This is a genomic window from Pseudoalteromonas sp. NSLLW218 (genome assembly GCF_015864775.1).
Taxonomy (GTDB): domain Bacteria; phylum Pseudomonadota; class Gammaproteobacteria; order Enterobacterales; family Alteromonadaceae; genus Pseudoalteromonas.
In genome coordinates this window covers 186989-201026 of record NZ_JADYWO010000005.1, presented here as the reverse complement: position 1 = coordinate 201026, position 14038 = coordinate 186989, and the positions used below count along the sequence as shown (strand labels likewise).

Annotated in this window: 14 protein-coding genes; 6 read left to right on the top strand and 8 right to left on the bottom strand. The window is 38.2% G+C overall.

Going from position 1 to position 14038, the window contains the following annotated elements; all coding sequences use genetic code 11:
- Nucleotides 1-11 precede the first annotated feature (11 nt).
- The 5 genes from I6E80_RS09380 to I6E80_RS09360 form a co-directional block, all read right to left on the bottom strand.
- Nucleotides 12-1457, bottom strand: coding sequence for an ATP-binding protein (locus I6E80_RS09380; RefSeq protein ID WP_197185413.1), 1446 nt, complete (start codon nucleotides 1455-1457; stop codon nucleotides 12-14).
- Nucleotides 1457-1987 (bottom strand): hypothetical protein, encoded by a 531-nt coding sequence (locus I6E80_RS09375; protein ID WP_197185412.1) that lies wholly within the window; start codon nucleotides 1985-1987, stop codon nucleotides 1457-1459. The genes I6E80_RS09380 and I6E80_RS09375 overlap by 1 nt, the downstream gene beginning before the upstream one ends.
- A gap of 9 nt (nucleotides 1988-1996) precedes the next feature.
- Entirely contained in the window at nucleotides 1997-3658 is a 1662-nt protein-coding gene (locus tag I6E80_RS09370; RefSeq protein ID WP_197185476.1) for a YHYH protein, read from the bottom strand.
- A 75-nt stretch (nucleotides 3659-3733) separates the two neighbouring features.
- Nucleotides 3734-5665, bottom strand: a complete 1932-nt coding sequence (locus I6E80_RS09365; protein ID WP_197185411.1) for a S9 family peptidase — start codon at nucleotides 5663-5665, stop codon at nucleotides 3734-3736.
- 43 nt (nucleotides 5666-5708) lie between these two features.
- Nucleotides 5709-6317, bottom strand: a complete 609-nt coding sequence (locus I6E80_RS09360) for a flavin reductase family protein (protein ID WP_197185410.1) — start codon at nucleotides 6315-6317, stop codon at nucleotides 5709-5711.
- Nucleotides 6318-6432: 115 nt separating this feature from the next.
- Here I6E80_RS09360 and I6E80_RS09355 point away from each other — a divergent pair, with 115 nt between their 5' ends.
- The 3 genes from I6E80_RS09355 to I6E80_RS09345 all read left to right on the top strand — a co-directional run bounded on the left by I6E80_RS09355 (nucleotide 6433) and on the right by I6E80_RS09345 (nucleotide 8649).
- Complete coding sequence (locus I6E80_RS09355; RefSeq protein ID WP_197185409.1) at nucleotides 6433-7944, top strand: cryptochrome/deoxyribodipyrimidine photo-lyase family protein; 1512 nt, start codon at nucleotides 6433-6435, stop codon at nucleotides 7942-7944.
- A 2-nt stretch (nucleotides 7945-7946) separates the two neighbouring features.
- Entirely contained in the window at nucleotides 7947-8081 is a 135-nt protein-coding gene (locus tag I6E80_RS09350) for a DUF2256 domain-containing protein (protein WP_076925416.1), read from the top strand.
- Nucleotides 8082-8211: 130 nt separating this feature from the next.
- Nucleotides 8212-8649 (top strand): OsmC family protein, encoded by a 438-nt coding sequence (locus tag I6E80_RS09345; RefSeq protein ID WP_197185408.1) that lies wholly within the window; start codon nucleotides 8212-8214, stop codon nucleotides 8647-8649.
- 434 nt (nucleotides 8650-9083) lie between these two features.
- Here the strand turns inward: I6E80_RS09345 and I6E80_RS09340 are convergent, their stop codons facing one another.
- The gene (locus I6E80_RS09340) at nucleotides 9084-9263 is read right to left on the bottom strand and encodes a 2TM domain-containing protein (protein ID WP_096793523.1); all 180 of its coding nucleotides are present in this window, start codon (nucleotides 9261-9263) and stop codon (nucleotides 9084-9086) included.
- A 218-nt stretch (nucleotides 9264-9481) separates the two neighbouring features.
- On the opposite strand from I6E80_RS09340, the gene I6E80_RS09335 reads away from it, so the two are divergent.
- Together I6E80_RS09335 and I6E80_RS09330 are read left to right on the top strand one after the other, a co-directional pair.
- Nucleotides 9482-10249 carry an EAL domain-containing protein gene (locus tag I6E80_RS09335; protein WP_197185407.1) on the top strand — a complete coding sequence of 256 codons (768 nt, stop codon included), beginning with the start codon at nucleotides 9482-9484 and terminating at the stop codon, nucleotides 10247-10249.
- Nucleotides 10250-10363: 114 nt separating this feature from the next.
- The gene (locus I6E80_RS09330) at nucleotides 10364-11149 is read left to right on the top strand and encodes a putative porin (protein WP_197185406.1); all 786 of its coding nucleotides are present in this window, start codon (nucleotides 10364-10366) and stop codon (nucleotides 11147-11149) included.
- Nucleotides 11150-11220: 71 nt separating this feature from the next.
- On the opposite strand, the gene I6E80_RS09325 is transcribed toward I6E80_RS09330, so the two are convergent.
- Nucleotides 11221-12708, bottom strand: a complete 1488-nt coding sequence (locus I6E80_RS09325) for a dipeptidase (RefSeq protein ID WP_197185405.1) — start codon at nucleotides 12706-12708, stop codon at nucleotides 11221-11223.
- A 136-nt stretch (nucleotides 12709-12844) separates the two neighbouring features.
- Between I6E80_RS09325 and I6E80_RS09320 the strand changes: the two genes are divergently transcribed.
- Nucleotides 12845-13036 (top strand): DUF2986 domain-containing protein, encoded by a 192-nt coding sequence (locus I6E80_RS09320; RefSeq protein ID WP_083707585.1) that lies wholly within the window; start codon nucleotides 12845-12847, stop codon nucleotides 13034-13036.
- 2 nt (nucleotides 13037-13038) lie between these two features.
- Here the strand turns inward: I6E80_RS09320 and I6E80_RS09315 are convergent, their stop codons facing one another.
- A complete protein-coding gene (locus I6E80_RS09315) occupies nucleotides 13039-14001 on the bottom strand; it encodes a TDT family transporter (protein WP_197185404.1) in 963 nt (320 codons plus the stop codon).
- Nucleotides 14002-14038: the final 37 nt, after the last annotated feature.

Below are 14038 nucleotides of genomic sequence, written 5' to 3'. Positions count from 1 at the left end.
ATTTTTATAAACTAAATAGTTGGCAATCTAATAATAATAGCTAGGCCGCCTAAACTGGCTTTTTCTGCAGCTATCTCACCTTTATGACCTTTAACTATATGCTGGCAAATAGATAAACCTAAGCCAGAACCGCCCTCTTGGCGATTACGCGAACTATCTACTCGGTATAAATACTCAAATAAATGCGATAAATGCGACTGCTCTACACCTACGCCATTATCTTCGATTATAAGCTCTAAATAAGTTTGCCCTTTAATACTTATATTGCTAGCCGTTAATGAAATAGTTGTACATTGTGCATAGTGTACTGCGTTCATTAAAATATTATCGAGTAGCTGCAAAAGGCGTGTTTTGTCTGCTTGTACAGTTATGTGTTTAGCGCTATTTAATAGATAAAGTTTTATACCATGTTGTTCAAGCACAACCTGATATTTCTGCTCAATAGTATTTAATAATAACGCCATGTCAGTAGGTTGCATAGTGTAGTGCATACCTCCTAACTCTGCGCTATTGAGCATATGCAAGTCGTCTATTAAGCGTTTTAAATGCAAGGCTTCATCGTTAGCCGAACTTATATTTTTTGCGTTCGGTTCTCGTATGCCAAGTAGCATAGCTTCAAGCTCACCGAGTAAAATGCTCATTGGCGTCCTAAGCTCATGGGAAATATTAGCAAGCCAACGTTTACGCACTTGCTCGTCTTTGGCGAGTGTAAATGCAAGGGTATTAAAATCTTCGCTTAATTGGCCTAATTCATCTTTTCGCTCAAGCGTAAGTTTGGTCTCGTAATTACCTTGCGTTAAGCGATGCATACCGTTAGCAATTTGCTTTACTGGACTAACTAAGTGGCGAGATAATAAAAAGGTAACCAGTAATGTTAGCAGTACCGCAGCTAAAGCAATAAACCATAAGTAGTTAGTTTGCTGCTGTAAAAAATCAAGTTCGTAGCCATCAACCAAGCTATCTCTTTTAGAAACAGCTAAGTAACCTACTATTTTATCGTTAACTATAATTGGGGTTGTTATATATTTTAAATCGTTGAGGTATTTTCCCACTAATCGCTGTTTATTTTCGTCAAGCAAAGCGTAGTGAGCAATATTTTCTGGCGGTGGGCGACGATCCTCTCCTAAACGCATATGATCTGGCGGCGGTCGTCGCATCACTCGCCCACGCGGACCAGGCCCTTCTTGGGGTCTAGGTAAAAATTGGCTACTTTCTAACTGCGCTTCAACACGTTTTCTAAAATTTTCGCCACTGCCGACAACACGTTCCCATGAGGGTGTCTGTTCGTACTGCTTTGCTAGTTGCACAACAAGTGGTTCAAGCGCTTTCACCTCTTTTGCATTAACAAAATCAATTACGCCTTGCCCTATACTCCACTGTATAAGTACCACCAGCCCTGCAATAACACTAAAAGTAAAACTAAATAGTATTAAAAAAAGTTTATTATGAATTTTCATTAATGCGTATTTTCAACCTTGCTAGGAAAGCTTTCAAATCGGTATGTTATAAACTCTTTGGTTTGATCGTTAACATACAATGTAGCAACTATTTTTTTGCCTTGGGCGGTCCAATACATATGACCATGATTATTTAAAGTAACCGATACGGTATTTATACCACTTTTAAATAAGTTAGCAGGTAAATGCAATGCATGTCCGTAAATTCGCTGTATTTTAACCCCATTTATATATAAATGAGCATGACCTTGTAAAAAACCAGTATCATCGTTTGTAGTCACGCTCATCATTTGTTGCATGTTCATTGCGCCCTCAGGCGGCACAGACAAGTCATAGCGCTGAGTATCTAAAATTAAGTTATAACCCGACATACTATCTTTTAATAACTTAAGGCTTAATGCCGGAATTGTCGTATCACTTGGCACTGCTATAGGCATATGGCTATGATCCATCATTTCCTGCTGCGCAAAGAGCTTAAAGCTCAATAGTGCAGCAGAAGTTAGGATCAATGCGTATTTAAAATAACGCATAGTTACTCCTTACACTCCCGGTGGTGGACCCATTGTTTCGCCCGTATCACAGCGACCAATTGAATTATCAGCTAATTGACCTTTAAAACGCGGGCCAATTTGATAAGGGAAAGAAGGCTGTAATTTACCATCGCTGTCTAACGTAAGTGTTATATGGTAGTGATAACCCTTGCCATCATTTGTATTATGTCCGTTATGCTCATCTAACTGCGCACCGGTTACTGTTTTTTGTGCGTAGTAATAATCTTCAAAGTAATACCCATCGTCAGCATTTAATGTATTACCAGAGAGCGTAGTCACTTCTGCACCAATAGCAGGGCCTGCATCACTTGTTTGTGTGCCTAGGCTAACGTCATATTGATCTACTAAAGTACAGCTTCGCTCGCCCTCAGTACCGCAACCACCTTCGCTTGTAGATGCGCCGTAATCACGCATTTCCCAGCCGCTTAATGCAAGTTGGCCGTTACTTTCATAAGGACCGTAAAGTGGATAGCCATCAGCTGCAAACCCATAAATAGGTGAATGCGCATCGCCATCATCTTCAAGTAGATTAGCTAAGCAACTCGTATAAAAGTGATGATGATATTCACCGTTAGCTGCATGCCCGCCACACACATCAACATCATATTGCTCAGCAATGGGCGCTAATGTATACCAGATATTATTACCGTAACTCATACCATCGCCCCAGTTAAATATACTGGTGCCATTAACCATTAAGCCAACGGTGCCTAAACCTGTTTCACAAGTTTCAGTCTCAGATAAATCGGTAGGTGTTATCGGAAAATACGCCTCAACCGCTTGTTCTGTTGGGCAACCTGGTCCTGGAGGCCAATAACCTGCGCCGCCTGTGTCATCACAGTTTTCAGTGCTGCTGTTATAGCCAATATCTTCACCAAACGAAATAGTTTGACCTACTGCCGCTGAGGTTACACCGTTATAAAAATCAGTAGCTGCACGCGGACGGTTATTTAACGCATCTACTTGGTCTTGTGTAAGCGTTACGTCATATTTAGGAATGTCAGTTGTTTGCACATACATGTATTCAACGTCAGCATCATCTTGTGTAACGCTAACAACTTCAACTAATTGAACATCTTCAACCACTGCACCATTATTTTGTATGTAAGTAGAGGTTGTATCGTTGTTGATCAACCAGCTGGTAAGTTTTGCACTATTATCAACTGCGCCGCTATCAGAGCCTGATGAAGCAACAACATTAATTATAATTGTATCTACAACTACATCGTTTGTTCCGTCATCTGCACTGATTTCAAATACAAGTGCTTCATCGGTTAATACCTCTGGGGCAACAAACTCTGTAGACGTTGCTGTACTTGAAGATAAGCTAACGGTAGTGCCTGATGTTTGTGACCAACTAACCGATACTTCACCATCATCTTCAACTGTTGAACTTAAATAAACGGTATCACCCGCATTAACAGTTTGGTCAATACCGGCGTCAACCGTTGGAGCACTATTACTGGCTGTATCGCCGTCTGTTGTAGTACTTGTTGAATCGCTATTACATGCGCTTAAAGCGATACAAAGCGCACTTAACGCAAATAGCTTAGTTATATCAGAGGTTTTTATTTTAAGAAGTGTTTTCAATGCTTGAACCTTTACTTTAACGTTTAATAAAACAAAGTTAACAAGTAAAAGTGCAAGCAATGTGCACAAACTAAGGAAAGTTATGATCAAAAAAGACAACCTAAGTTGTCTTTTTGCTATTTAACTGGAGTCTGGCTATTTATTATTTTTCAAATGTTTATCAAAAAAGTCTAAAAATGCCTGAAGAGTTTTAACTCTGTGTTCTTGATAAGATAAGTAATGGTCACCATCTTCAAGCTCAATATAAGTAACATCTTTTCCTTCATCATCAAGTTCATCCTGCATTTCTCTACTATGATAAACAGGTACAACACTGTCATCAGTTCCGTGCACAAGTAGTATTGGTCTTGTTATTTTTTTAGCAAAATTCACCGGAGAATTAGCTTCTAGCAAATCATCATCAGTTCCAAACTGCTTTCTAACAATATTTTTGTTTGTAAAGTATCGTGCTTTACTCACTAAATACTCTAAATCACTGACTCCAGCAAAGCTAGCCGCACATTTAAACGTTTCTGGATGCTTAATTACAGCCATTAACGCTGCATAACCACCATAACTAGCACCACCTATACAAATGTTATCAGCTTGCGCTATCCCTTGGTCAATTAACCAGTTTGCACCGTCTTGCAAGTCATCTTGCATAGCTAAACCGAAACCTTGAATTGACTGCATTAAAAAGTCGTACCCATAGCCGCTTGAACCACGGAAGTTAGGCTGTAAAACAGCATATCCGTTATAGGCTAATAAAGCTGTCCAGTAATCAAAGTTGGCATAGTCTCTTGCCATAGGGCCGCCATGTGGAAATATAATTGTTGGTAACTTATCACCATCTTTATATTCTACAGGTAGAGTTAGATAGCCTTCTATTTTTAAGCCATCTCTTGCCTTATAGCTAATGCGTTTTTTTCCTCTGTATACAGAAGCATCTATTTTCGGGTAAACATCAGCGATTGCACTCACCTGCTTTTTAACTCTATCCCCAAATAGATAACTACCAGAGGTTTTGTCTGAACTGATATAAAGTATATATTTTTGCTGATCTTTACTGGTACTTACAATGTCTAATTTATATTCATCTTTAGGGAGCGATACGCGTAAAGATCGATGTAATTTATCTAAGTCTTTATCCCAATATTTAATACCATCATCTAAATGGGAATCAGTAAAGCCTGCAACTTCGCCAGTTTGTTGTGAATAAAAAATAGCCCCATCAAAATCATATTTACTATTACTGTAAATTAGCTCGCGAGCTTTAGTCGTTAAATTGAGTTTAAATAATGCATCGCGTCCTTCATGTAACGCAGTGATATATAAAAAATTAGAGTCTTTATCAAACCCTAATATAGAAATACTTTGCTTACTAAAAACCTCATAATCAAATAAAGTTTCCCACGACTGTTTATTCTCATCAAAATAATCGTAAGTAAATTGCGTATCGTCCATTTTTTTTGCAATACGAACTTTACCTTGCCTGTCGGCAAACCAAGTAACTACATTACTGCGTGGCCTTTGTATTTGGGTCTTACGTAATGTGGTTAAATCTAACTCATAAACTGCTGGGGTATTTGCTATTTTAAAATCCCCCTCGACCAAAATTTTATTTTCTTTTTCAGGTAAAAAACTAACAATTCGGTCTGAATATTGTGGCTGGATCTCATCTCGTACTGTATTGGCTTTAAAAGCTAATTTAAGGCCTTTATCATTTTTAAAGTTATACGCATACATAAGCGTTGATGTATATTTAACTCCGCCAAATTGATACTTTATATAACGAGCACCAAGCAATAATACGTCATCATTTGCCCAGTTATACCAATCAAAAAACACTGTATGGTTATTTGAGTTTATAATTGGTGTAGTAACCCCCGTCTCCAAGTTTTTAACCATTAAGATTAAAGTCCCTTGATGGTTTCTTACAAAAGCGAGGTTCTTACCATTGGGGGATAGCTTAACTTGGCTAAAATCTTTTAAGCCGGCAAAAACTTCTATAGGTAATTTTTTATCTTGTGTGGCAACAGAGCCAAAACTTTGCAAAGCAATTAACAAAGTTAAAATGAACTTAAACATTCGTAAATCCTTTTGTTATTATGTTCCTAAGTAAACTATTATTTCACAACTGTGGCCTTTTAAGCAAAAACTTGTCTTTAGTGGTTGCATAGTAATCCCCACCCATTCGACCTACCGCATCTAAAAGTGTTGGGTCAATATAACCATCGACAAACACTTCATCGTCAACACAAATGCCCACTATATCTAGTAGCATCATTTGCCCGCCACCTGGCTCGCTTGAAATAGTAATCACTTCACGTAGCTTACACTCATAGCGTACTTTTGAATCAGCAACACTCGGCACTGCAACCATTTGGCTATCAATTTTAGTTATATTTGCAGCATCAAATTCACTCTCATCACTAGGGTAATTAGCACAGCTTTGATTCATTTTTTCAACCTGCTGATGGCTCACAATGTTAATTACACATTCTTTAGTCGCTAATAAGTTAATTAATGTATCTTTGATTGCTTTATCGCGTGGATTTACTTGCGTCACACTCAATACTGGTGGGTTACAACTCGCTACTGTAAAAAATGAGTAAGGGGCAATATTAGCCACACCGTCGCTACTTAATGTGCTTATCCATGCAATTGGGCGAGGACTAATCCCGCCAACTAAATACGAATAAACATTAAGCTCTTTATTTACAGTTAAATCTAAAAACATGTTTTTCCTTTTTAATATCTAAAACTAAGTCGTAATTTGAATTAGTTACGTATGAGATACGTCAGTTTAGTAACAAACTAAATATATTTTACATTTAAAGCAATACACAAATTATATGAAAATAAACATCGTGTGGTTTAAACGTGATTTACGTCTTAGCGATCATCAACCATTAAAAAATGCATTTAGTAATGGCTTACCTACCCTATTACTTTATAACTTTGAGCCATTACTGCTTGAAGATGCGCATTACAATGAGCGACATTGGCGTTTTGTATATCAATCTATAGTTGAGTTAAACAATCAGCTTGCTCGTTTTAATGCCTGTGTTTATATATTTAATTTAAATATGAACGATTTACTTGAATCGTTAAAGGCACAGTTTGAAATAATAAATATTTTTAGTCATCAAGAAATAGGCTTAAACAACACCTTTGAGCGCGATAAGGCAATAAAAGCCTGGTGCCAGCATAATCACATTAACTGGCTAGAGTCGCAAACAGGCGCGGTTATTCGCGGCAAAAAAAATCGTAATAATTGGAATGAACGCTGGCAGCAAACAATGCAAGCACCTATTGCTGTTCCTAATTGGAAGAGTATAAAAACAATTACCCTCAATAACTACCAAGCACCTGAGCTGCCAAGCGCTTACACGCAAGATCACGACAGCTTTCAACAAGGCGGCCCGTTGCATGCACGCCAAGTAATGCAGAGCTTTTTTGCCGAGCGCGGTAAAGGTTATCAAAAAGGAATATCGAGCCCAAGTTTAAGCCAAACCCATTGCTCTCGGCTTTCGCCTTATTTAGCGTGGGGGAACATTAGCCTTAGGCAAGTGTATCAAATGGCAATTGATGAATATCACTCAAAGCACCCCGATAAAAGAGGCTGGAAGCGCCCACTTGCTGCGTTTGTATCGCGCTTGCATTGGCACTGCCACTTTATGCAAAAGTTTGAAAGCGAATCCTCTATGGAATTTTTAGCCCTTAATTCGGGTTATCACGTATTTCCGTATCGCGATGATGAACATGTTAAAAACGATATTGGACGCTGGGCGCAAGGTCAAACAGGTATTCCCATTATTGACGCTTGCATGCGCTGCTTAAAAGCCACCGGTTATATAAACTTTAGAATGCGCGCCATGCTTGTAAGCTTTGTAACCCATCATTTAAATATAAGTTGGCAGCAAGCAAGCTTTCCACTCGCTAATTACTTTTTAGATTTTGAGCCCGGAATTCACTACCCGCAAATTCAAATGCAAGCCTCGGTAACAGGCATTAACACCATTAGGCACTATAACCCAATTAAGCAGTCAGAAGATCAAGACCCAACAGGCTCGTTTATTAAAAAGTGGTGCCCAGAGCTTGAAAAACTCCCTATTGAATATTTACATCAGCCTTGGGAGCAAACTCCAATGGAAGCACTCTTTAACGACTTTAAGTTAGGAGAGGATTATCCCGAACCCATGCTTGATTTAACCACTGCTTCAAAAGAAGCACGCGAACGCTTATGGCAATATCGTGAGCGAGCCGATGTTAAACGCGCCATAGGGAAAATTCTTAGGAGGCACGTAGCAATTACACCAAAAACAAGCCAAGTAAAAAATAAAAACAACAGTAAGACTAAGTAAGCATGACGCATAAAAAACTAAACTTACCTCAAAAAATATGCCCTCTTTGTAATAAACCTTTTACGTGGCGTAAAAAATGGCAACGCGACTGGGATAACGTTATTTACTGTTCAGAGCGCTGCAGACGTAATAAATAAGAGTAACAATTAACTGGCGTCTATTTTGCAACATCATCAGTAATTAGTGCTTTTAAGGCTTTGTATAAGTTTATTTTGTAAATAACGCTTAACTAACCTGAAAAGCTTACACCCAAGCAAGGAGAAGATGATGACTATTAAAAAAACGGCAAGTTCTACATGGTCTGGCGACATTAAAACAGGCAAAGGTAGTATATCAACTCAAAGTGGCGCGCTTAACAAACAACCTTACGGTTTTAATACCCGCTTTGAAGATAAGGCAGGCTCAAATCCTGAAGAATTAGTAGGTGCAGCGCACAGTGCATGTTTTAGTATGGCGCTTTCGCTTGCATTAGGTGATGCAGGCTTTACTGCAGACAAAATTGATACTAAAGCCACTGTAAGCCTTGATGAAGTAGATGATGGTTTTTCGGTGACGCATATTGCCCTTGAAGTAAAAGCGCGTATTGATGATATTCAAAGTGAGCAGTTCCAAGCCTTATGCGAGCAAACCAAAAAGAACTGTCCTATTTCCAAGCTCTTAAATACTGAAATATCACTAGATGCGACACTTCAATCAGCATTTTAACTATTTAGACTTAACTATTACAGTCCCTTACTAAACAAGCCAAGTAAATATTTACTTGGCTTTTTTATTATAAAGAAGTATCTCTAAGGCGTGTTGTTCTTTGGTGGTTGAATTTACAGCAGTGTGCTTGATATTTAGGCTAGGCAGAGCCTATGTTGTGTGGTTATTCCCCATTAATAGATGATAACGCAGCATAGATGCCAAACATGCGCTGCCCTTTGGGTTCTTTCTAGGGACGATTGACTCTTTGTTGCCTACATGGATGTAGGTAAGGGGCGTGAGCAGGACGCGGAAGCTTTGCTCGGTTTTTACTTATTCTTACATGGATGTAAGCCAGTAGAATAAAGCAGGAGCAGTTATCGAGCCCACTAGGTTACAAACCTCACGCCGCGATTAAATCGCCCCTAGATTGAATAAATTTTAATCCACAAAAATCAACACGCCCTAGGTTTATTCCTACTCAAAGCACTTACTACTAGCCCAATTCCCATCCCAAGCGCTGGCCATACTACCCAGATATAACTAGGCGAAGTTAGTAAATTTATAACGCTTAGCAAAGTTAAAATAAGTAAATATGCTTTAATTTTTTTGCCTATTGTAATTGTATTGCTCATTTATATTCTCCAAGTAATGTATGTCGCTATTATTATTTTAATAAGCAACGTACACACCTGCCAAATGTCACTAAGTGATCTGACATTAGTCATTATTTTTCATTTAATTACATAGTTATTTATTACGTATAAAAACATAAAAAACAATACTTTAATCTATTTGTGTTAGAATCTAATCTCAACTAACCTAAACAAATATGCATAAGAGGATGAGCTAAATGAGCGAAAAATCAAAAGATTGCGAAAAAGTGACGTGTAGTAACTGTGCTGACGCTAACGATCTCGAATTTGATTTTTCTATGGCTTTTCAACCGATTATAAACTGTAAAACTAATCTCATTTACGGCTATGAAGCGCTGGTTAGAGGTTTAAATGGCGAGTCTGCCTATTCAATTATTTCAAAAGTGAATGAAGACAACCGCTATGCATTTGATCAGCTTTGCCGTATTAAAGCCATTCAACTAGCTTCAAAGCTAGGCATAACATCAGTGCTAAGTATTAATTTTTTACCTAATGCTATTTATAAACCAGAACGATGTATACGCACCACACTAGAAGCTGCAAAAAAGTATAACTTTCCAATTCAAAATATTATGTTTGAATTTACTGAAGTAGAAAAAATAGAAGACACCGCACATATTAAACGCGTTGTTGATTACTACCAGTCTCTCGGATTTAAAACAGCTACCGATGATTTTGGTGCAGGTTATTCTGGTTTAAATCTACTGGCTGACTTTCAAACAGATATTATCAAGCTTGATATGGCGCTAATACGCGATATAAGCAACGATAAAAAGCGACAATTAATAGTAACTCATTGCTTAAATATGTTTCGCGACTTAAACATTACCGCACTGGCTGAAGGAATTGAAACAGTAGAAGAATATACGTGGCTAAAAAACGCAGGTGTTGAGCTTATGCAAGGGTATTTATTTGCCAAACCAAGCTTCGAAAACTTGCCTGAGGTAACCTACGTTTTTAATTAGAAAAATCTACAATATTCAAACACTTTATTACAATCATTTAATTGCCTTATAAAACTGCATTAATATAATACCCATTCTAGTAACAAGTTTACTCAATTATAAGAAGGGATACTTATGCGCTTTTTAATGCCACTCACTTTACTCACACTTAGCTGCACAGCGTCTGCAAACGCTGAGCAGTCAGAATCAAAACAATGGTTTAACTCTATAAACTACGCAAAAATTGATTCTGATTATTACAGCGATGATGTGTATGGGCTATCAACTCACTATTACTTTGAGGAACAGCAAAACTCTGGTGTTTGGGATGATTATGGCTACTTGGATACAGATAGCAATATAGGCTTAAATTATTTTAATTCAGGTGGTTACAGTGGGAAAGGTATTTTTGGAGAAGGCTTTTACGGCAATGCTTTTGCAACTTTTGAACTACCTAACATTGGCGATGCCGACAACTATTCGCTTGGTTTAGGTTACTTGTTTGCTGATTCACTAAAAGTATCTGTACGTATGTTAGATTATGAATATAGCGATACAGTTTATTTGTTTAAAGCTCAGTATAATCATGAGATTAACGACACCGACTACATTGGTTTTACTGTTGAAACAGATGATGAAACAGAGTCGTGGGATCTATCATCACGTTACTTTGCCCACCTTTATGATGACAGCTATTTTGCTATAAATGTTGACTATCTAGATGTTGGCGACGACTCAGTTTTTAATGTACTCGCAAACTATTACTTCAATAAACATGTTGCAGTCGGTATTGGCTCAAACGATTCTGATTTAGTGATTGAAGGTAAGTACTTTATCAATGATAGCTACTACTTTACAGCTAATTACACTGATAATGATAACTACGATGTATACAACCTTAGCTTTGTAGCCCAATTTTAATAAGTACAAAAAAGCCGCCTTACTGGGGTCACTTCAGTCAAACAAGGCGGCTTTTACTAAACAACTATAACTTACATATTACCCAGCTCTATCATCATCGCTGTATACATACGCAAATTAAGCTCTAGTTGCTCAAGTGTCATAAATTCATGCTCTGAGTGACCTGTGTAGCGCTTACCTGGCATTGAAGGACCAAACGATACCGCGTTATCAAACAGCTTTGCATTAGTCCCACCACCAATCGATACAAAGTCAGCTTTTTCGTCACCCGTAAAATGCTTGAAAATATCAAGTAGCTTTTGCGCATGCGGCGCACCATCTAGTAGCATTGGAGTGCCAATAATTGTTTCTATGTTAGCAAGCGTTACATTGTTAGCAGCCTGCCAATTCGCGAGTGCATCATCAATTTGCTTTTGCAGTACAGCTTCGTCTTTACCCATAGGGCGACGTGCATTTACAGCAAGTGTTAGCGCATTACCATCGCGCTCAATAACTGTTGGTGCAACCGTCATCGGGCCCATAAAGTCGTGCTTATAGGCTATTTCGCCAAATTGTTTACCGTGAATGTCTAAACCAATTAACTGGTTTACAAAGTCGATTAGCTCGCCGTCGCTATTATTTTCAAGCTCCACGCCTTTAAATAATTCAGCCAAATACGCAATGGCATTTATACCTGACTCTGGCTCTGATGAATGTGCCGACATACCTTTAACACTTATTGCTAAGCCATTGCTTTTTTCACTAAAGTTAAATTCAACTTTATCTAATGTTTTAGCTTTTGCCTTTAATGTATCAATAAGTACCGCGTCTGCATTGTGCAGAACTAAGCTTGCATCTTCTGGGATTTGGCTTCTAAATGCACCGCCAGTAACATCACTTACATACACACCCGTCTGTGGTGATGTTGCATTAAAAGTAGGTGCAATTAAACTCCAGCCTTTCTCAGCAACGACTACAGGGTATGACGCATCAATCGTAACTGCATATTTTGGCTGCTCGTACGTTTTCATAAACTCTGTAAGCGGACCCCAATCAGACTCCTCAGCAAGATAAATCATTAGCTCAATACGATTATTAAGCGTTATGCCTTTATCTTTAATTGCTTTCATGGCGTAAAGCGCTGTCGCTATTGCGCCTTTGTCGTCCTCAGTACCACGGCCAACTAATTTACCTGGCTCAGACGTATCAATAATAAAAGGACTTTGTTTCCATTTGCTGGCATTAGCCGGTTGCACGTCGCCGTGCGTTACTACCGTTACTTTTTCGCTTTGCTCGCCCATACCTATTAATACGGTGTAACCTAAATCTTGATAGTCAAAACCAAGCTCTGCGGCTTTCATTTTTAACAGTGCTTTAAAGCCAATAAAATCGGGATTTTGAGGAGCTGTAATGTCGCTTTTATTAACCGTCGGAAAAGCCACTAAGTTAGTTAGTGTGTGTATTTGAGCATTTTGGTAGGTATTTACTGCGTAATCGGCAACGCTATCAATATTTTTATTTAACTGCGCATGAGCACCAAACGCAAATAAAGCAATACTGGCTAAAGCTAACTTTTTCAAAACAATTCCCATTTAATTAATAACTAAGAGCGGTAATTATAACGCTATGAAGCGCTTACTTATAGCTCTTTACGCTAAACACACAGGTAACTTAAGCTGAATATTTATATAGCAGCTTTTATAGGGTGGTTGTATAATGCGCGACTTAAAATTAACAGGGCATTTAATTGTGAACCGTCGTAAAAAAATCGTCACTAAATTTCAAAAGAAAGATAAACGCACTAACGCTAAACTACACAAAAGCAACAAACCTGGTTATGTATCAAAAGCTGAGCGCGAAAAGCTAGCTGAGCAAGAAAATAATGAGCCACAGGTAATCCAAGAGTAACTTTACGTTACCTGTTGCTTTGATAATTTAAAGTGGCAAAAGTACCGACCACTTACATAACATACCACTGCCGTGGCAACTATAAGTTCAAACGTAGCTAAGTAATTAACTGTATCTACATATGGCATTGCGAGGTTTATACTTTGCATCCAGTCTTTCATTTTAAATAATGCAGTTGCCCCAATAACCATTGGAAATGTAAAAGCAGCGTAGTTCGGCGTAAAAGGTCTGCGTAATAACTTTATAAATAACACATAAACAATCAGTGTTTTTATTATCGCTAATATAAATAATGCGCCCACTATAACAAGTGATGGATTAGCTACAATATGAAAATACCCCGCTAATGTTAAACTGGCAGGCGCCGCTAAAATGGCAAGTGTTGGCTGTATTTTGTAGTCACTTTTTAAGGCTAATAAAAAACGATAAAACATAATTGGCAGCATTATGGCGTACGTTGATATACCAATAACTAACGCACTATAAGCTAACCACGCTAATGTCGGATTACCCGAAAAAGTAACATCTGCAATAATGATCCCCACTGGTGGCACAAACCAACTGGGCGCCATATCTTCAAAATCAAACTTTTTTGCCCGCTGGTATAAAAAGCTCACCAAAAATGTGAGATGCAGCACAAAAGCTAAAACCCACATAATATCACCAGCTAATGGGTTGAATTGCCCAACTGAGTTTGAAATAACAAGATTAGCCATTGCAAATGTAGGGATCACACTTCCTGCAACTGGGTGTGCTAAATCGGCTTTTAATAAATGAGGGTGTAGTAAAAACTTAGCAGCCAAAAGTAAAACTAATACGCCAGCTAGTACCGCTCCCAAAAATTGCCCTTGGGAGTTTAAATTAAAAACGTTTTCCCATGTCCATCCCATACTAGCAATACCCAAAGCTAAACCGGCCATGGCTGTTGGCGCACCCATCACTTTATTTTTAAATTGCTTAAACACTGTATTTCCTAATTATTGGGTGATGAACAAGTTACTG